This window comes from Mycobacterium sp. 5-140-3-2 (genome assembly GCF_035666375.1).
GTDB lineage: Bacteria > Actinomycetota > Actinomycetes > Mycobacteriales > Mycobacteriaceae > Mycobacterium > Mycobacterium intracellulare.
In genome coordinates this window covers 2,666,880-2,685,623 of record NZ_CP142025.1, presented here as the reverse complement: position 1 = coordinate 2,685,623, position 18,744 = coordinate 2,666,880, and the positions used below count along the sequence as shown (strand labels likewise).

The window sequence follows — 18,744 nt, the reverse complement described above, 5'->3', positions numbered from 1 at the left end:
ATAGACTCACGTTCAGTGGAGTCGTGCCGGAGAGGGGCGTAAGACATGGCGATCATCGACAAGGACACACAAGTCCGGCCATCGTTCGACGACGAGGTCGCTGCCACGCAGCAATACTTCGACGATCCGCGCTTTTCCCGGATCACCCGCCTGTACACGGCCCGCCAGGTAGCCGAGCAGCGCGGCACCATCCCGACCGACTACACCGTGGCACGAAACGCGGCGGCGGCCTTCTACGAGCGGTTGCGCGAGCTGTTCGCCCAGAAGAAGAGCATCACGACGTTCGGCCCGTACTCGCCCGGCCAGGCGGTCGCGATGAAGCGGATGGGCATCGAGGGGATCTATCTGGGCGGCTGGGCCACCTCGGCCAAGGGGTCCACCACCGAAGATCCCGGACCCGACCTCGCCAGCTACCCGCTAAGCCAGGTGCCCGACGACGCCGCGGTGCTGGTGCGCGCCCTGCTGACCGCCGACCGCAACCAGCAATACCAGCGCCTGCAGATGAGCGAAAAGCAGCGCGCCGCGGCCCCGGTCTACGACTACCGGCCGTTCATCATCGCCGACGCTGATACCGGCCACGGCGGTGACCCGCACGTGCGCAACCTGATCCGCCGGTTCGTCGAGGTCGGCGTGCCCGGCTACCACATCGAGGACCAGCGCCCCGGCACCAAGAAGTGCGGCCATCAGGGCGGCAAGGTGTTAGTGCCGTCCGACGAACAGATCAAACGGCTCAACACCGCGCGCTTCCAGCTCGACATCATGAAGGTGCCGGGCATCATCGTCGCGCGCACCGACGCCGAGGCCGCCAACCTGCTGGACAGCCGGGCCGACGAGCGTGACCAGCCGTTCCTGCTCGGAGCCACCAACCTCAAGATCCCGTCGTACAAGTCGTGCTTCCTGGCGTTGGTGCGTCGCTTCTACGAGCTGGGCGTCAAAGACCTCAACGGCCACCTGCTGTACGCGCTGCCCGAAGGGGAGTACGCCGAGGCCACAGCTTGGCTTGAGCGCCAAGGGATCCAGGGCCTGGTCTCCGACGCCGTCAACGCCTGGCGCGAGGACGGTCAACAGTCGATCGACGACCTGTTCGACCAAGTCGAGTCGCGGTTCGTGGCGGCCTGGGAGGACGACGCCGGCCTGATGACCTACGGCGAGGCCGTCGCCGATGTGCTCGCGTTCGCCGCCAGCGAGGGCGAACCGGCCGATATGAGCGCCGAGGAGTGGCGAGAGTTCGCCGCGACCGCCTCGCTCTACTCGGCCAGGGCCAAGGCGAAGGAGTTGGGCGTCGACCCCGGTTGGGACTGCGAACTCTCGAAGACGCCCGAGGGCTACTACCAGATCCGCGGCGGCATCCCGTACGCCATCGCCAAATCGCTGGCGGCCGCGCCGTTCGCCGACCTCTTGTGGATGGAGACCAAGACCGCCGACCTGGACGACGCCCGGCAGTTCGCCGACGCCATCCACGCCAAGTTCCCCGACCAGATGCTGGCCTACAACCTGTCCCCGTCGTTCAACTGGGACACCACCGGCATGACCGACGAGCAGATGAAGCAGTTCCCCGAGGAACTGGGCAAGATGGGTTTCGTCTTCAACTTCATCACCTACGGCGGACACCAGATCGACGGCGTCGCCGCCGAGGAGTTCGCCACCTCGCTGCAACAGGACGGCATGCTGGCGCTGGCCCGCCTGCAGCGCAAGATGCGCCTGGTCGAATCTCCTTACCGCACACCGCAAACCCTCGTCGGGGGACCGCGCAGTGACGCCGCGCTCACGGCCTCCTCGGGCCGCACCGCCACCACCAAGTCGATGGGCGAAGGCTCGACCCAGCACCAGCACCTGGTGCAGACCGAGGTGCCGAAGAAGCTGCTCGAGGAGTGGCTGGCGATGTGGAGCGAGAACTACGACCTCGGCGAGAAACTGCGGGTGCAACTGCGGCCCCGCCGGGCCGGCTCGGACGTGCTCGAACTCGGCATCTACGGGAACGACGACGAGCAGCTGGCCAACGTGGTCGTCGACCCGATCAAGGACCGGCACGGCCGCAGCATCCTTCAGGTGCGCGACCAGAACACCTTCGCGGAGAAGCTCCGGCAGAAGCGGCTGATGACCTTGATCCACCTCTGGCTGGTGCACCGCTTCAAGGCCGACGGGGTGATCTATGTGACGCCGACCGAGGACAACCTGTATCAGACCTCGAAGATGAAATCCCACGGCATCTTCAGCGAGGTCTACCAGGAGGTCGGCGAGATCATCGTCGCCGAGGTGAATCAGCCCCGCATCGCCGAACTGCTTAAGCCCGACCGCGTGGCGCTGCGCAAGCTGATCACCAAGGAGGGGTAGCCGCGGTTTCGGCTGCGGCCCTGGTCACAGGCTTGCGCGCGGCCCACGCCCGATCGGAAGACGGTCTACTTAGTGAATATAAGGAATTTTCTAATTTACGAGTCAGACATTTCGCCCACGGGAAGGCCCGCACCCGGATACGATTTGTTTCGCCGATGGTCCATAGGCCCGAGATGGGCCATCGGCTTTTAAAAGCCTCGATGGTCATGTTCCCGCGTTCGCCAGATTCCCTTGTGCCGCTGCGGCTCCGCTCCACGGGATCGCGCACGCTCCACTTTCCCGGCCGGCCACGCCCACCCGCGTGACGGCCATCCTTTTCCCGTCGCAATCTCGGCGCCGGAAGTAGTTTGCGCGCCGACGCCCCTGGGTAACAAACAGTGGGCGCCGCGGTGTGGCGCAAGTGGAGATTGGGGGATCTGATGGGATCTGGACCGAGGACAACGGTCGCCCTTTTCGGCGGCGCGGCCATGCTCGTACTGGCGGTCGGCTGCGGCGGCGGTCATAAAGAGGGCCCGAGCAGCACCACCACCCCGACGACCACGCCCTCGTCGAGCGTCGCGCCCTCCACTGCGCCCGGTGAAGGCGGCGGCGGCAACGTGCCCGGCGGCCCGACCGGGGGCGGTGGCCCCGGTGGCGGCGGCGGCAGCGTGCCCGGCGGCCCGACCGGCGGCGGCGGTCCCGGTGGCGGCGGCGGCAGCGTCCCCGGCGGCCCGACCGGCGGCGGCGGTCCCGGTGGCGGCGGCGGCAGCATCCCCGGCGTCGGCGGTGGCGGCGGTGGCCCGGGCGGTGGCGGCGGGTGCGTCGGCAACGTCTGCGGCGGCTACCCGTGATCAGCCACTGGCGTTGAGCCCGTTCTAGTTCGAAGTCCCAGACTTGTTTCGCTAGCCGGTGGGGCCATGGTTACCTGGCCCCACCGGCTGATAACTCTCGGGTTTTTTCTGGCTTCCCGCAGCGCCCGTTGAGCTATGGTTCGGGGGACTCGACTGCAAAGGGATCCCATGGGCAAGCTCAGGTTTGGATACTTCATCGCCCCCTTTCATCGCGCGGGCACCAATCCGACGCTGGCCCTGCAGCGTGATCTCGCGTTCATCGAGCATCTCGACGCCCTTGGCTTTGACGAAGTCTGGTTAGGCGAGCACCATTCCGCCGGAAGCGAAATCATCAGCTCCCCGGAGATTTTCATCGCCGCCGCCGCCGAACGTGCAAAGCGAATCCGGTTCGGCACCGGGGTGATTTCGCTCTCGTATCACAATCCGCTGTGGGTCGCGGATCGGCTGATGCTGCTGGACCATCTCACCCACGGCCGCATCATCGGCGGTGTCGGGCCGGGCTCGCTGCCCAGCGACTCGTCGATGATCGGACTCACCCCCACCGACACGCGCGAGTTGCTGGAAACGAACCTCGACATCGTCGTGCGGCTGCTGGCGGGGGAGACGGTCAGCGCCAAAACGGCAACCCATCAGCTGTTCGACGCCAGGTTGCAGCTCGCCCCGTACTCCGATGGCGGGATCCCGCTGTCGGTCGCCGCGGTCGCGTCGCCGACGGGGGCGCGGCTGGCCGGCAAGCACGGCATCGGGCTGCTGTCCATCGGGGCGACGCTGACCGTCGAGGGCTTCAACGCGCTGTCGTACCACTGGGACATCGTCGAGGAGCGCGCGGCGACCTTCGGCGCGCAGGTCGATCGCCGCAACTGGAGCCTGGTCGGCCTGTTCCATCTCGCCGAGACAGAAAAGCAGGCCCGCGAAGAGGTCAAGTTCGGCATCGAGCCGTGGTTCCGGTACTTCCAGAAGGTGGCCGCGTTCCCGCAGATGACGATGCCGGGAGAACAGCTCGACGAGATGATCGACGTCATCAACGACAACGGCGCGGGCGTGATCGGCACGCCCGAGCGGGCGCGCGAGCAGGTGCAAAGGCTGTGGGATCAGTCCGGCGGGTTCGGTTGCATGCTGCAGATGGGTCACGAGTGGGCGAATCCGGCCGCCACCAGGCGATCCGCCGAATTGTTCGCCGCCGAAGTGATGCCGCACTTTCAGGGCCAGGCTCAGCCGACGCTGGACGCGGCGGCGCGCGCCGGGCAGGCGCGGGAGAGCCTCGCGCAGTCGCAGCTCGATGCGGTCGCGCACATGACCAAGAAGTATCAGGACGAGGTCGAGTCCAAGTAACGGCTTACCGACCCAACCGCCGCGCGAGTGTGCTTCGCGGACCGCATATTTCGCGCTGACTAACGCCCGGCGTTCGACTCGCGCTCGGCCGCCTTCCACCAAGCGGCCGGAGAAGAACCGCACCGCCCCGCCCATCGCGGCGCGCATCACCGGGCCGGTTCCGCGAACGCCCTCGGTGAATGAGCCGGTCCAGCGGATGTTAGTGCCGCCGGCCGCATTCGGCGTGAAGACCACCTCGCCGGCGTAGTCCTTGGCCGGGGTAGGCGGCCCCACCAGCTTGTAGGCGTGGCGGCGGTCCGGTTCGTACGCGACGGTCTCCTCCTGCACGAAGACGGGCCACATGCCCACCTTGCGGATGGCCCCGACCCCGCCCGGTGCGGGATCGCCCTCGCGGGCCCAACTCGAGCGCAACACGATTGGCTTGGCCCACTGCGACCAGTTGGCGCCATCAGCGACGAGCCGAAACAGCGTCTCGGCGGGTGCGCTGCTGGTACGGGTGATTTCGAAGGAGAACTTCCGGCCCGACATGACAACTCCTGGTGATAGCAAACCCTACGGCCTTCGATGGCCCTGGACGCCGCTCGCCGGTAGGCTACCGCCCGCCCGACCAGGACCCGGCCACGGGGCCACCTACACCTCACGGAATGAGCGAATGCGGCCGCCGCTCTTGGCGTTTCCCCATTCGTCGGCGTAGGGCCCGCCTGATCGGCTTGCCTAGACTGGCGGCATGGATCACGGTTCCCGGCGCGACGCCGGTGTCCCCGGGCTGCTCCGAATCGAGGACTGCCTGGACGGCGACGGGGGTATCGCGCTGCCACCCGGCGTCAACCTGATATCCCTGATCGACCGCAACATCGCCAACGTCGGTGACGCCGTCGCCTATCGCTACCTCGATTACAGCGGCCCGGGGGATGGCAAGGCCGACGAGGTGACCTGGACCCAGTTCGGTGTCCGGCTGGAAGCCATCGGCGCGCGCATCCAGCAAGTCGCGAGCCGTGGCGAGCGCGTCGCGGTCCTCGCGCCGCAGGGCATCGACTACGTCGCCGGGTTCTACGCGGCCGTCAAGGCCGGAGCCATCGCGGTCCCGCTGTTCGCCCCGGAATTGCCCGGGCACGCCGAGCGCCTGGATACCGCGTTGCGCGACTCGGAGCCCACGGCCCTGCTCACGACCACCGCCGCGCACGGCGCGGTCGCGAAATTCCTGGCCGACCACCCCCACCTGGGCCGGGCGGAAGTGATCGCCATCGACCAGATCCCCGATTCGGCCGGCGAGTCGTTCGAGGCGACCGAGCTCGGCATGGACGACGTGTCGCACCTGCAGTACACGTCGGGATCCACCCGGCCGCCGGTCGGCGTGGAGATCACCCACCGCGCCGTCGGCACCAACCTGGTGCAGATGATCCTGTCGATCGACCTCTTGGACCGAAACACCCACGGCGTCAGCTGGTTACCGCTCTACCACGACATGGGTTTGTCGATGATCGGCTTTCCCGCCGTCTACGGCGGCCATTCCACCCTGATGTCTCCGGCCGCGTTCGTGCGCCGGCCATTGCGGTGGATCCAGGCGCTGTCCGACGGCTCGCGGCAGGGCAACGTCGTCACCGCCGCGCCAAACTTCGCCTACGAGTGGGCGGCACAGCGCGGCCTGCCCACCGGCGGCGAGGACATCGATCTGCGCAACGTGGTGATGATCATCGGTTCCGAACCGGTCAGCATCGACGCGATCAGGACCTTCAACAAGGCGTTCGCGCCATACGGGTTGCCCCGCACCGCGTTCAAACCGTCCTACGGCATCGCCGAGGGGACGCTGCTCGTCGCGACCATCGCCCCAACGGCGGAAGCGACGGCGGTGTACTTCGACCGCGAACAGCTGGGCGCCGGGCACGCGGTCCGCGTTCCCGCGGACGCTCCCAACGCCGTCGCTCAGGTGTCCTGTGGCCAGGTGGCACGTAGCGAATGGGCCGTGATCGTCGACCCCGGCAAAGCAGCCGAATTGCCCGACGGTCAGGTGGGCGAAATCTGGTTGCAGGGCAACAACATTGGTCGCGGATACTGGGCCCTGCCCGAGGCGACTCGGCTGGCGTTCGGCGCCGAACTGCGATCGCGACTGACCGACGGCAGCCATGCTCACGGCGCCGATCTCCAACGCTCGTGGTTGCGCACCGGCGATCTGGGCCTGTACCTCGACGGCGAGCTGTACGTGACGGGGCGGATGGCGGACCTCATCACGATCGAGGGCCGCAACCACTATCCGCACGACATCGAGGCCACCGTCGCCGAAGCGTCCCCGATGATTCGGCGCGGATACGTGACGGCGTTTTCCGTACCGGCCGAAAACAACCCGGGCGCCGACCGGCTCGTCGTCGTCGCCGAACGTGCCGCCGGCACCAGCCGTCAGGACCCACAGCCGGCGATCGAGGCGATCCACGAGGCGGTCTCGCGGCGACACGGCCTGACAATCTCCGACGTGCGCCTGCTGCCGGCCGGCGCCATCCCGCGGACCACCAGCGGCAAACTGGCCCGTCGGGCATGCCGCGCCGAATACCTCCGTGGCGGCCTAAGCGCCCACTGACCGGGGCGCCCAAACCGGCCCCGCGTGCGCACCTGGCTGGCTAATCTCCACTCGGAGGCGCCAGATGGTTCTCAAGATGACGGTGTCGCCGGACTTGATCGGCGGCGACGTGGATGCCGGCTACGGCAAGGTGGCCGACGCTTTCCGCGCGACTCTTCGCGGCGGCGCGGAAGTCGGCGCGGCCGTCGCCGTCTACCGCGACGGCGCCAAGGTGGTCGACCTGTGGGGCGGGTACCGGAACGGATTGACCAAGGATCCGTGGCGGCCCGACACGATGGTGAACATGTTCTCCACGACCAAAGGGGTGGCCGCCCTCGTCGTGGCGGTGGCGGTGTCCCGCGGACTCATCTCCTATGACGCCAAGGTCGCCGATTACTGGCCGGAATTCGCCCAGTCGGGAAAGGCGAATGTCACGGTCCGCCAACTGCTGGGACATCAGGCCGGACTGTGTGCGCTCAAACCGAAGCCGACGCTGGCCGATGTGGCCGACCCGGAGCGGCTGTCGGCGATCCTGGCCGCCCAGACACCGGCGTGGCGACCGGGCACCCGGCACGGATACCACGCGATCACGCTGGGCTGGTACGAATCCGAATTGATCCGCCGCACCGACCCCGCCGGCCGCACCCTGGGCCGATTCCTGGCCGACGAGATCGTCACGCCTTCAGGACTCGACCTGCACATCGGCCTGCCGGACTCGGTCGACCGCACGCGAGTCGCCCACGTCCACAATTGGGTGCGGGCGGAAACACTTCTGCACCTGGGCGTGATGCCCCCCGGGTTCGTCGGCGCCTCGCTCAATCCCGTCGGCCTGACGGCACGCACCGTCGGGGTCCCACGGGGGGTCAACGCGTTCAACGGCGACTACAACCGCGACGACGTCCGGGCGGTCGAGATCCCGTCGGTCAACGGCATCGGAACCGCCAGATCGGTGGCGCGCATGTACGGCAGCGCCGCCGCCGGAGGCGCCGAGGTGGGGCTGAGCGCCGCCACGCTCGAGTCCCTGGCGGCGCCGGCGATCTCGCCGAGTCAGGGCATGCGCGACAAGGTGATGCACGTAGACGTGGCGTATTCGCTCGGCTTCTGTAAGCCGGTGCCGCACTTCACATTCGGTTCATCGGACAAGGCCTTCGGCACCCCCGGCTTCGGCGGCTCCTTCGGATGTGCGGACCCCGACACCGGCATCGGCTTCGCCTACGTCATGAACCGGCTCGGGTTTCACCTGTGGAGCGACCCCCGTGAACTCGCGTTGCGGCAGGCGTTGTTTCGCGATGTGCTCGGGGCGCGCCCACAGAGTTGACCGGATTCGTGCGGCGTCGAGTGTGGGCCCCAGGGACGCGAACCGCACCGGATTCGTCCGTAGTCCCCACGCTCGGCGGCGGGTGCGCCCGCAGAGTGACCGAACACCGACCGTCCTGATGGCATCCTGGCCATGTGGGCTTGCTATTCCGGTTGGCGGAGCTGCTGATCGTGATCCTGCCGCTGACGGGCGCGATCGTGGCCGCGGCGCGCGCGTTCGGTGCCTACCGGCGGCGCGCCGGCGAGCAGCCGCGGGAAGCCGACCGGGCGCCACTGCCCGACGCGCCCGCCGGCGGGGCCGCCGCCAACAACCACGCGGCCCAGTGGCGCGCGATCCGGCGCGTCCTCGACGAGCACAACCGCACCGATGATCGTTGGCTCGAGTACGAACTCGACGTCGCCAAGCTGCTGGACTTTCCGCTCATGACCGACATGCGCGATGCGCTGACGGTCGCGTTCCACAAGGCCAAACTCCGCGCCGACTTCCTGCGGCCCGCCAAGGCCGAAGATCTGCTCGACGATCGGGAAGCCGCCGCCCAATACATGGCAGCCGTCGAGGATTACGCGACCGCGTTCAACGCCGCGGAGGCCGAAGCGATGCGCCGACGCCGCAACGATTTTTCCCAGGCGGATCAGCAACGGATTGCCCGCGCCCAGAGTCTGCTTCGGGTGGCCGCCGACCCCGCGGCGGCGGCGCACGAACGTCAGCGCGCCTACGAGGTTGCCCGCGGCGAACTCGACGGCATTTTGGTGCTGCCGTCCACTGCGCAGGCGAAGATCGAACGCGGGATCTCCGGCGAGATCGAGCGGTGACGAAGCGCTACGGGCAGCTGTATCCGCCGTCGATCACGAGGTCCGAACCGGTCATGTAGCTGGACGCCTCGCTGGCCAGGTACAGGTAGAGGCCGGTGAGTTCCTCGGGCCGGCCGATGCGGCCGAGCGGAATCTTGGGCTCCCACAGGCGGTGATACTCCTCGAGGGGCTCGACGAGCTCGGTGAGGATGTAGCCGGGGCTGACGCTGTTGACCCGAATGTTGTGGGGCGCGAATTCGACGGCCATCGCCTTGGTCAGGTGGATGACGGCCGCCTTGGAGGCGCAGTAGTGGCCGACCTGCTGCGGGACGTTGATGATGTGGCCGGACATCGAGGCGGTGGTGATGATGGCGCCACCGTGTCCCTGGCGGACCATCGCCCGGGCCGCCGCCTGGGCGGTGAGAAAGACTCCGGTCACGTTGGTGTCCTGGATGCGCTGGAACTCCTCCGGCGACATCTCCAGCATCGGGGTGACGGCGATGATCCCGGCGTTGCACACGGCGACGTCGATGCCGCCCAACTCCGCGGTCACCCGGTCCACCATGGTGCCCACCTGGTCCGGTTGGGTCACGTCGCAACGGATCGGCACCACGTTGCCCTCCCCGTCCGCGGCCAGCTCGGCGGCGACGCGTTGCAAGGCTTCGAAATTCCGTGCCGCAAGGGCCACCTGGGCGCCGGCTTGCAGATACGCCTGGGCCACCTTCTTGCCGATGCCGCTTGACGCCCCGGTCACCAACGCGCGCTTGCCGCGCAAGTCGAACAGGTCCCACACGTTCATTCGATAACCCTATTCGCAACGGGCAACCCGAAACCGAAACACGTTCTAGTGTGTCCGCTATGGGCAAATTCACCAGGGCAGAAATCGACAAAGCCGTCGAGAACTACACCAAGGTCGTCGAGGGGTGCAGCGCGTCGGGCGACTGGCGTCCCTTCGCGGATCTGTTCACCGAAGACGTCGTCTACACCGAGCATCACTACGGCGTCTTCCACGGGCGCGAGGCGGTCCGGGACTGGATCGTCGCGGTGATGGCGCCGTTTCCGCACATGCGCTTTCCCAACGACTGGATCGCCCACGATGAGGACAACGACGCCGTCGTCGTCATGATCAAGAACCTGCTGGACCATCCCACCGATCCGGACGGCGAACCGTTCTGGTTCCCCAACTGGACCCGGCTGGACTATGCCGGGAACGGCCTGTTCTCCAGCGAGGAGGACATCTACAACCCCGACCGTGATGCGCCCGGTGTCGTCGCGGCGTGGATGCAGGCCGGCGGGCAGCTCGCCACGACCGAGATCCTGCAGCCCAACGCTTAACGTCCCGACCTAAGCTCCAACCATACTGCGCGCCAAAGCATTTCGAAAAGCTGACGCCGACCGGCGTCCCCGCGCACCGTACCGGCTTGGACCAGAGCACCGCGTCTGCACCCCGGTCCAAGCCGATCGGCGAGTCCGCTGCCGTGCGGGATCTCAGCGGTTCAGCGCGGCGACCGCTTCAACGATTTCCGGCTTGTCGGATTGAAGGCTGCCCCGCCAGCCGACGTCGCGTAACGGGTAGTGATTGATCAACACGAGAACTTCGTCGATGTTGGCGATGCCGTCGTAGGCCGCGCCGACGGCCGACTCGATCTTTTGCACCAACTTCCTCTTGGCGTCGAGGTTCGCCAGTTCGGGCGCTTCCAAGGAAACCACCGGGCGGATCGGCTCGGCTCGCACGCGACCATCTTGGGACACGTTGTCAGCCGGGTACTCCCGCAGCCATCCGCGGGTATCGGGGATGGGATAGGCCTCATCGAGCGCGTCGGTGATCTCCTTCAGCATTTTTTGCTTGGCGTTCGGTGGCGCACCGATCGGTGCGTCAACGGTGAATACGGGCATGACTCCCTCTCCTTGATGGTCGTCCGGGTGGACACGTTCGATGCTAATCCGATTACTTGGAATTTCCAAGTATGAACTTGGGTAATCCAATTAGCACTGGTAGACTGCCGTTCATGGCAGGGAAACGCAGGTACGACACCGGGTGCGCGGTGGCCCACGCGCTGGATTTGGTCGGTGAGCGTTGGGCGTTGTTGGTGGTTCGCGAGCTGCTGCTCGGCCCAAAACGTTTCACGGATCTGCTGGCCGGCTTGCCCGGCGCCAGTCCGGACATGCTTACCCAGCGATTGCGCGAGCTCACCGACGCGCAAGTCGTGCTCCGGCGTCGGCTCAACCCGCCCAGCGCGTCCTGGGTCTACGAATTGACGCCGTGGGGGGCCGAATTGGCGCCGACCGTGCTCGGGCTGGCCCGCTGGGCCAGCCGCTCACCGTCCATGCCTTACGACGCTCCGCTGAGCGTCGACTCCCTGATGCTTTCCCTGACAGCCCTTTTCGACCGACGAGCCGCAGCCGGGTTGGACGCGACAATCGCAATCCATCTGAGCGGTCAACCCTTTCGGCTCCGCATCACCGGCGGCGAGCTCAGCCTCACGCGCGGCGAGGACGATCACCCGGACGCCACCCTGGTAACCGATCAGGCCACGCTCCTGTCGCTGCTCCGCACCGACAATGGGCTCGACGCGACGGTCGAGGACGGGTCGCTACGCATCGTCGGCGACCGCGCCGTCGTGGAGAGGTTCCGGCGCCTGTTTCCCTTGCCGGCTCCTGCCGAACCTGCGCCTGACGCGTGAAGCTCACGGCGCGCAGTCGGCGGTGCTAGGCGGGGAAACGAACCGGCTGGCGCCTGCGCCGCCGCGACCGGACCCTACCCAGCGCCTGCTCCCAGGCCAGCAACGTCGTGGCCTTGACGTTGGCGGGCTTCACGCTGTCCTTGGACAGCAGCGCCGTCGCCGCGGCCTTCGTGGTCGCAGACGCCTTCGACATGTGGCCCGAGTCGAACGGCGGCTGCGGGTCGTATTCGAGCGCGAGTTGGATTGCTTTGGCGCGGTTTTCGCCACCGATCTGTCCGGCCAGCCACAGCGCGAGGTCGAGGCCGGCGGATACACCCGCGCTGGTGACGATGTCGTCCTGGTGCACGATCCGTTCGTCGGCCACGGGGATGGCGCCGAAGGCCTTCAGCGCGGGAATCGTCAGCCAGTGCGACGTCGCCCGCCGCCCGTCGAGCAGGCCCGCTGCGGCCAGGATGACCGAGCCCGAGCACACCGACGTCGTCCAGCTCGCGGTTTGGTGCGTGCGGCGCAGCCAGTCGAGCAGCGCGTCATCGCGGGCATGGACCGGGGTCGAGGGACCTCCGGGGACGAGAATCACGTCGGGAGAGGGTGTTTCGGCCAGGGTGTGCGTGGCGCCGATGACCAGCACGCCGGAGTCGGCGGTGATCGGTCCGGCCTCGTGCCAGACGAACCGCACCTGCGCGCCCGGCAGGTTGCGCAGCACCTCGTAGGGGCCGATCATGTCCAGCGCGGTGAATCCTGGGTAGGCCACGAAGGCGATTTGGGTCATGAGTGTCGTCCTTTCCGGCTAAGCGAAGGCCTTGCGGTACTGGTCGGGCGAAATGCCCACGCGGCGAAGGAAATTGCGGCGCATCGTCTCCGCGGTTCCGAAGCCGCATCGGGCGGCGATTGCGACGACGGTGTCGTCGGTCTCCTCCAACTGCCGGCGCGCGGCCTCGGTGCGAATGCGCTCGACGTACTGGCCGGGCGCCTCGCCGATTTCGGCGGTGAACACCCGGGTGAAGTGGCGCGGGCTCATCGCCGCCCGGCGGGCCAGGTCGTCGACGCTGTGCGAACCGCCCGGTTCGGCCTCGATGGTCTCCTGCACCTCGCGGATCGAGTCGCGGCGGGCCCGCGGCATCCACACCGGCGCCGCGAACTGCGTCTGCCCGCCGGGGCGGCGCAGATGCAGCACGAGCCAACGAGCCACCGTCTGCGCGACCTCGGTGCCGTGGTCCTCCTCGATCAGCGCGAGCGCAAGGTCGATGCCCGCCGTGACCCCCGCCGCGGTCCACACGGTCTCGGAGCTCCGGACGAAGATCGGGTCGGCGTCGACCTCGATGGCGGGGAACTCGCTCGCCAACCGCTCGGCGAAGGCCCAGTGGGTGGTCACCCGCTGCCCGTCCAGCAGCCCCGCCTGGGCGGCCAGGAACGCGCCGGTGCACACCGTCACCATGCGCCGGGCATGTCCGGCGACGGCCTTGACCCAGGCGACGAGCTCGGCATCGGCGCGCGCCGCGTCGATGCCGCCGCCTCCGGGCAGCACGACCGTGTCGATCGAGTCGCCCGGGTCCGGCAACGGCGCCGCGACGAAGGCCAGCCCGGTAGCCGTCGACACCGGTTGGCCGTCGACCGAGGCGACGGTGACGTCGTAGCTGCCGCCCGTCAACAGCGACGCGGTCGTGAAGACGTCATGAGGCCCGATCACATCGAGCGCCTGCACGCCGGGATAACCGGCGATCACCACCTTGCGAGGCATGAACCCAGTGTTGGACACGCGACGGCGTGGCGTCTACGCCATGCACCCCACCAATTAGGACACGCGGGCCTGCGCCCACCCTGCCCCATCGCGCTCGCGGCAGTGTTGGCAGACTGTGCGCATGGCACAGATAACGTTGCGTGGAAACCCGATCAACACAGTCGGCGAGCTGCCCCCCGTCGGATCCAAAGCCCCGGGCTTCAGCCTGACGGGCGGCGATCTGGCCCCGGTCAGCAGCGAGCAGTTCGGCGGTAAGCCCGTGGTGCTCAACATCTTTCCGTCCGTGGACACCCCGGTCTGCGCGACCAGTGTGCGGACATTCAACGAGCGCGCCGCCGGGGGCGGGGCGACCGTCGTGAACGTCTCGAAGGATCTGCCGTTCGCGCAGGCGCGATTCTGTGGCGCCGAGGGCATCGAGAACGTCAAGACCGCGTCGGCGTTCCGGGACAGCTTCGGCGAGGACTACGGCGTCACCATCGCCGACGGCCCGATGGCGGGGCTGCTCGCGCGGGCCATCGTGGTGATCGGCGCCGACGGCAACGTCGCCTACACCGAACTGGTGCCCGAGATCGCGCAGGAGCCCAACTACGACGCGGCGCTGGCCGCGGCGGGCTGATCTCGCGGCACGCTAGGCGCGCGCCTCGCCGCCGACCGTCCCGAGGCGGTCGGCGGTGGCGGCGAGCACCTCGCGGCAGCCTTTCCACATCTGATCGATGATGTCGGCGGCCGGGGGCAGGTCGTCGATACGACCCGCCACCTGGCCGGTATTGGCGACGCTGGCGTCCAGGTCGCCGTCGAAATAGAGCCGCTGCACGCGTTGCAGCGCCGCGGCGCCCTCGCCGGCAGACGTCGCGGCGTCCAGCCGCTCGGCCGCGGGCGTGCGGATGACGCGCATCATCCGTTTGCCGTCGAGGGGGAGCATTACCGTGCCCGTCTCGTCGGCGTCGACGACCGCTTGCTTGAGATTGCTGTGCACCGGCGAATCCGCCGAGGCGAGTAACCGCGTGCCCATCTGCACCGCTTCGGCGCCCAGGACGAAAGCGGCCGCCATCGATCGGGCGTCGCAGATCCCGCCGGCGGCCACGATCGGAACGTCGACGTGGGCCGCCACCAAGGGCAGCAGCACCATGGTGGAGGCGCCGAAGCGGTTCTTGAAGCCGCCGCCCTCGACGCCTTCGACCACGAGCCCGTCCACGCCGGCGTCGACGGCCTTGCGGGCCGCGGCCAACGTGCCCACCACGTGGAAGACCGTGATGCCCGCGTCGTGCAGCCGATCGGTGAACAGCGCGGGGTCCCCGGCCGAGGTGGTCACGAACCGAATGTCGTTGGCGACAAGTAAATCCAGCATGGCGGGATCACGGTTGAACAGCAGCGCGATGTTGGCGCCCACGGCACCGTCGGTCAGGTCGCGCACCCGCCGCAGGTCGGCTCGGCCTTGATCCGAGGTGGTCTCGATGATGCCGAGGCCCCCGGCGTTCGACACCGCCGCGGCCAGCTGGGCGCCGGCGATGTAGGTCATCGGGGCCTGCATGATCGGGATGTCGATGCGCGCGAGCGCGCAGACCCGGTTGGGTACGGGACCCGGCGCGCCGGCGGTCATCGGTCCCGCGGATCGACAAGGTCGCGAAAGCTTTCCGACCGATGGACGGACGCCCCCAGGCTTCGCACCCGCTCGGTCAGCGCGCGGTCGGATGTCACCACCCGAATGTCGCGCGGCGCGGCGTCGTCCGCGACCAGCCGGACGATCTCGTCGTCGGCCGAGTTCGCGGCCGCCCTGGGGGCGTGGGCAATCTCGACCGCCGACGACGCGATCACCCTCGACGGCGGTCGCTCAAAAACCACTGTCACCGTTTCTCCTTGACTCGAGGCCCATCGATCCAGGCGCTCCACCAATGCGACCATCGCACCCTCGCGGTCCTTCCACCAACCGTCGGGGCGACTTCCGATCACATTCATGCCGTCGACGATCCAGCGCACAACCCACACCGTAAACGACGTGCCGCGACGGCCGATTTTCGTTCTCAAAGCCATGGCCGGTTGATACGGTCACCCCCATGACGTCGATCGCCGACACCGAAGACCGGGTCGTCTCGCTCGCGCGCGGCATGCGCGAGCTGGTGGCTGCCCAGGCGCCCGAATCCGAACGCATGCGCACCCTGACTCCGGCGATCGTCGACGAGATGTGGGCCAGCGGGCTGATGTCGGCGTTCAACCCCGTCGCCGCCGGCGGCGTCGAGCCGTCCTTCACCGAGATGATCGAGACCTGGATCGAAATGGCTTGGCAGGACGGTTCGTTCGGCTGGGTGGGGATCGCCAATCTGCCGTCGTCCTTCGCCGCCGCCGCATACCTGCCGGACGAGGGCTTCGCCGAGGTGTTCACCGCCCACGACAACCGCGTCACCATGGGCGGTCAATTCTTTCCCAACGGACAGGGAACCTCCGTCGACGGCGGCTACGTCGTCACCGGGGCGTGGAACTTCGGTTCGGGAATCGGGCACTCGCACTACGTTGCCGCCGGGTTCCTGCCGATGGACAACGGCGAGATGCGCTGGATCAGTGAAGGTTTCCCCGAGATGCGGGTCGCCGTCATTCCCCGCTCCGAGATCAGCTTCGACGACGGCTGGTATGTCCAGGGGCTCAAGGGAACCGGGTCCTACGACTACAGCGCCACCGACGTGTTCGTCCCGGCAGGCCGCACGTTCGAACTGTTCACCCGGCAGCCGCACCGGGGATCGTCGCCGGCCACCCGGATGGGCCTGATGCCCGTCACCGCGGCCGGGCACGCGTCGTGGGCCCTGGGCGTCGCCAAGAGCATGCTCGACGACGTTCAGGAGCTGGCCGCGACGAAATTCCGGATGAGTGACATGGCGTCGCTGGCCAGCCGCCCGACCTTCCAGAAAGGGCTGGCACATCACCGCGCGGCCTGGCGTGCGGCCCGGCTGCTGGTGCTCGACGCGTTCACCACCGCCGAGGCGGCGGTGGCCTCGGGGGAGGAGCTGACACCGGCCCTGCGCGCCGACATGCGGGTGGCCGCCGTCTTCGCCACCGACACCGCCCGAAGCTGCGCCGAGTGGGCCCATCTCGTCGCCGGGACCACCTCGATCCGGGAGGGCAGCCGGCTCGAGCGCGCCTTCCGTGACATCTACACCGGCACCCAGCACGCCTTCATCAGCGAGAAGGTGGCCATCGACGCCGCGCAGATATGGCTGGGCATCATCGACGACCAGCCCGGGCTGTGATCCGCCGGCGAACGTTGACGGATCCACTGACGGCCCAACGGCTCCTCGCTAGCATTGCCCCCATGCGCGGCTCGAAGATCCTGATCACCGGTCCAACCGGTCAAATCGCGACCCCCATCGCCCGGGCGCTCGCGGCCGACAACGAAGTGTGGGGGATCGCCCGCTTCACCGATCCCGCCGCGCGACAAGGCCTCGAGGCGGCCGGAATTCGATGCGAGACAGTGAATTTGGCCGCCGGCGACTTCAACGGTATCCCAAAGGATTTCGATTACGTGCTCAACTTGGCGGTGGCCAAGAGCGGCAGCTGGGACAAGGACCTGGCGGCCAACGCGGAGTCGGTGGGCCTGCTCATGGCCCACTGCCGCGAGGCGAAGGCCTTCCTGCATTGTTCGTCGGCCGCCGTCTACGACCCCCCGGACGACGACCCCCGCAGCGAGCGCTCCGCCCTGGGGGACAACCACAAGCCGCTGTTTCCCACCTATTCCATCTCCAAAATCGCCGGGGAGGTGGTCGCCCGTTCGGTGGCCCGTGTCATCGGACTGCCCACCACGATCGCCCGGCTCAACGTCCCCTACGGCGACAACGGCGGGTGGCCGTTCTACCACATGGAGATGATGCTGGCCGGCATCCCGATCCCCGTGCCGCCCGGCGAACCCGCCCGCTACAACCCGATTCACGAGGACGACATCATCGCCACCATCCCCAAGCTGCTTCAGGTCGCGTCGGTCCCGGCCACCACCGTCAACTGGTGCGGTGACCAGACCGTCAGCCTGCAGGAGTGGTGTGACTACCTCGGCTCGCTGGTCGGCAAAGCGCCGATCTTCGAGCCCAGCGACCAAGCGCTGCGCGGCAACCCCACCACCGTCGACAGGATGCACGAGCTCATCGGCAGCACCACGGTCGACTGGCGCGAGGGAATTCGCCGCATGGCGGCCAAGTTCCACCCGGAACTTGTCGGCGTCTAACCGATTGCGGTAGCCCGGAGTGACCGGCAGAGCGGACGCGACGGCGCAGCGGCTGCGGACCCTTGTTCTGTTGCGCCGCGTCCGGGACCGAATCGACCGCGACTACACGCAGCCGTTGAACGTCGAAGCGCTGGCCCGTGACGCGCACATGTCCGCCGGCCACCTCAGCCGCGAATTCCGTTCTGCCTACGGCGAATCGCCGTACTCCTACTTGATGACGCGACGCATCGAGCGCGCGATGGCACTGCTTCGCCGCGGCGACCTGAGCGTCACCGAGGTCTGCTTCGCGGTCGGCTGCTCGTCATTGGGCACCTTCAGTAGCCGGTTCACCGAATTGGTGGGTGTACCACCCAGCACTTATCGCCGGCAGTCAACCGATGCGCTGGCCGGCATACCGCCATGCGTGGCCAAACAGGTGTCGAGACCGATCAGGAATCGAGAAGCAGCCGCCGGCGGACCGGACCTAGCCTGACCGCATGAACATCACCATTCACTCGAGCTTCCTTCCCCATGACGATCCGGAAGCGTCACTCGCCTTCTATCGCGACGTTCTCGGCTTCGAAGTCCGCCTCGACGTCGGCAAGGGCGCGATGCGCTGGATCACGGTCGGCCCGCCGAACCAGCCGGACACCTCCATCGTCTTGAACCCCCCGGCCGCCAACCCGGGCCTCACCGACGACGAGCGCCGCACCATCGCCGAGATGATGGCCAAGGGCAGCTACGCCACACTGTTGCTGGCCACCAAGGATTTGGACGGCACCTTCGAACAGCTCCAGGGCAATGACGTCGAGATCGTCCAGGAGCCCACCGACCAGCCGTACGGCCTTCGCGACTGCGCCGTGCGCGATCCCGCGGGCAACCTCATTCGTATCCAAGAACTGCGCTGAGCCCATCCGCCTGCGAATGCTTGACCAGCCGTGTGCAGAATGCTAAGCAAGTGCTCAGCACTGAGCGCATTCGGC

Annotated in this window: 19 protein-coding genes and 1 pseudogene; 13 read left to right on the top strand and 7 right to left on the bottom strand. The window is 67.8% G+C overall.

Translation table 11 applies throughout. The features are described 5' to 3' along the window. Positions 1-45 precede the first annotated feature (45 nt). From aceA to P6281_RS12645, 3 genes are all read left to right on the top strand, one after another. Positions 46-2,334, top strand: coding sequence for an isocitrate lyase ICL2 (gene aceA, locus P6281_RS12655; RefSeq protein ID WP_008256786.1), 2,289 nt, complete (start codon positions 46-48; stop codon positions 2,332-2,334). Positions 2,335-2,753: 419 nt separating this feature from the next. Continuing rightward, positions 2,754-3,164: a hypothetical protein gene (locus P6281_RS12650; protein ID WP_038538645.1), complete on the top strand. Its 411-nt coding sequence runs from the start codon at positions 2,754-2,756 to the stop codon at positions 3,162-3,164. A 168-nt stretch (positions 3,165-3,332) separates the two neighbouring features. After that, entirely contained in the window at positions 3,333-4,496 is a 1,164-nt protein-coding gene (locus P6281_RS12645) for an LLM class flavin-dependent oxidoreductase (protein WP_009956988.1), read from the top strand. Positions 4,497-4,562: 66 nt separating this feature from the next. Here the strand turns inward: P6281_RS12645 and P6281_RS12640 are convergent. Next, positions 4,563-5,024, bottom strand: a pseudogene (locus P6281_RS12640) (SRPBCC family protein); the annotation flags it as partial. Between the two features lie 199 nt (positions 5,025-5,223). On the opposite strand from P6281_RS12640, the gene P6281_RS12635 reads away from it, so the two are divergent. The 3 genes from P6281_RS12635 (at position 5,224) to P6281_RS12625 (ending at position 9,177) form a co-directional block, all read left to right on the top strand. Next, positions 5,224-7,068, top strand: a complete 1,845-nt coding sequence (locus P6281_RS12635) for a fatty acyl-AMP ligase (protein WP_036459042.1) — start codon at positions 5,224-5,226, stop codon at positions 7,066-7,068. A 64-nt stretch (positions 7,069-7,132) separates the two neighbouring features. After that, a complete protein-coding gene (locus P6281_RS12630; RefSeq protein ID WP_201409399.1) occupies positions 7,133-8,365 on the top strand; it encodes a serine hydrolase domain-containing protein in 1,233 nt (410 codons plus the stop codon). A gap of 134 nt (positions 8,366-8,499) precedes the next feature. After that, positions 8,500-9,177: a hypothetical protein gene (locus P6281_RS12625; RefSeq protein WP_201409400.1), complete on the top strand. Its 678-nt coding sequence runs from the start codon at positions 8,500-8,502 to the stop codon at positions 9,175-9,177. A 7-nt stretch (positions 9,178-9,184) separates the two neighbouring features. Here the strand turns inward: P6281_RS12625 and P6281_RS12620 are convergent, their stop codons facing one another. Beyond that, complete coding sequence (locus tag P6281_RS12620) at positions 9,185-9,955, bottom strand: SDR family oxidoreductase (protein ID WP_020822552.1); 771 nt, start codon at positions 9,953-9,955, stop codon at positions 9,185-9,187. Between the two features lie 59 nt (positions 9,956-10,014). Here P6281_RS12620 and P6281_RS12615 point away from each other — a divergent pair, with 59 nt between their 5' ends. Continuing rightward, positions 10,015-10,491 (top strand): nuclear transport factor 2 family protein, encoded by a 477-nt coding sequence (locus tag P6281_RS12615; RefSeq protein WP_201409401.1) that lies wholly within the window; start codon positions 10,015-10,017, stop codon positions 10,489-10,491. A gap of 153 nt (positions 10,492-10,644) precedes the next feature. Here P6281_RS12615 and P6281_RS12610 read toward each other — a convergent pair whose 3' ends face one another. Continuing rightward, on the bottom strand, positions 10,645-11,052 hold the full coding sequence (locus P6281_RS12610; protein WP_201409406.1) for a tautomerase family protein: 408 nt from the start codon (positions 11,050-11,052) through the stop codon (positions 10,645-10,647). 113 nt (positions 11,053-11,165) lie between these two features. On the opposite strand from P6281_RS12610, the gene P6281_RS12605 reads away from it, so the two are divergent. After that, a complete protein-coding gene (locus tag P6281_RS12605) occupies positions 11,166-11,840 on the top strand; it encodes a winged helix-turn-helix transcriptional regulator (RefSeq protein ID WP_236600380.1) in 675 nt (224 codons plus the stop codon). 25 nt (positions 11,841-11,865) lie between these two features. On the opposite strand, the gene P6281_RS12600 is transcribed toward P6281_RS12605, so the two are convergent. Both P6281_RS12600 and P6281_RS12595 read right to left on the bottom strand, forming a co-directional pair. Continuing rightward, positions 11,866-12,609 (bottom strand): DJ-1/PfpI family protein, encoded by a 744-nt coding sequence (locus tag P6281_RS12600; protein WP_036459034.1) that lies wholly within the window; start codon positions 12,607-12,609, stop codon positions 11,866-11,868. An 18-nt stretch (positions 12,610-12,627) separates the two neighbouring features. Continuing rightward, complete coding sequence (locus tag P6281_RS12595; protein WP_009954860.1) at positions 12,628-13,578, bottom strand: GlxA family transcriptional regulator; 951 nt, start codon at positions 13,576-13,578, stop codon at positions 12,628-12,630. 121 nt (positions 13,579-13,699) lie between these two features. Here P6281_RS12595 and tpx point away from each other — a divergent pair, with 121 nt between their 5' ends. Further along, positions 13,700-14,194 carry a thiol peroxidase gene (gene tpx, locus P6281_RS12590; RefSeq protein WP_009954859.1) on the top strand — a complete coding sequence of 165 codons (495 nt, stop codon included), beginning with the start codon at positions 13,700-13,702 and terminating at the stop codon, positions 14,192-14,194. 12 nt (positions 14,195-14,206) lie between these two features. Here the strand turns inward: tpx and P6281_RS12585 are convergent, their stop codons facing one another. Beyond that, positions 14,207-15,178, bottom strand: coding sequence for an NAD(P)H-dependent flavin oxidoreductase (locus P6281_RS12585; protein ID WP_201358508.1), 972 nt, complete (start codon positions 15,176-15,178; stop codon positions 14,207-14,209). Then, the gene (locus P6281_RS12580; protein ID WP_201358522.1) at positions 15,175-15,555 is read right to left on the bottom strand and encodes an NYN domain-containing protein; all 381 of its coding nucleotides are present in this window, start codon (positions 15,553-15,555) and stop codon (positions 15,175-15,177) included. The genes P6281_RS12585 and P6281_RS12580 overlap by 4 nt, the downstream gene beginning before the upstream one ends. 77 nt (positions 15,556-15,632) lie before the next feature. Here P6281_RS12580 and P6281_RS12575 point away from each other — a divergent pair, with 77 nt between their 5' ends. The 4 genes from P6281_RS12575 (at position 15,633) to P6281_RS12560 (ending at position 18,669) form a co-directional block, all read left to right on the top strand. Further along, positions 15,633-16,817, top strand: a complete 1,185-nt coding sequence (locus P6281_RS12575) for an acyl-CoA dehydrogenase family protein (RefSeq protein WP_201358507.1) — start codon at positions 15,633-15,635, stop codon at positions 16,815-16,817. Between the two features lie 62 nt (positions 16,818-16,879). Then, positions 16,880-17,782, top strand: coding sequence for an NAD-dependent epimerase/dehydratase family protein (locus P6281_RS12570; protein ID WP_014382565.1), 903 nt, complete (start codon positions 16,880-16,882; stop codon positions 17,780-17,782). A gap of 19 nt (positions 17,783-17,801) precedes the next feature. Beyond that, on the top strand, positions 17,802-18,254 hold the full coding sequence (locus tag P6281_RS12565) for a helix-turn-helix transcriptional regulator (protein WP_009954852.1): 453 nt from the start codon (positions 17,802-17,804) through the stop codon (positions 18,252-18,254). Between the two features lie 4 nt (positions 18,255-18,258). Further along, positions 18,259-18,669, top strand: a complete 411-nt coding sequence (locus P6281_RS12560; RefSeq protein ID WP_009954851.1) for a VOC family protein — start codon at positions 18,259-18,261, stop codon at positions 18,667-18,669. Positions 18,670-18,744: the final 75 nt, after the last annotated feature.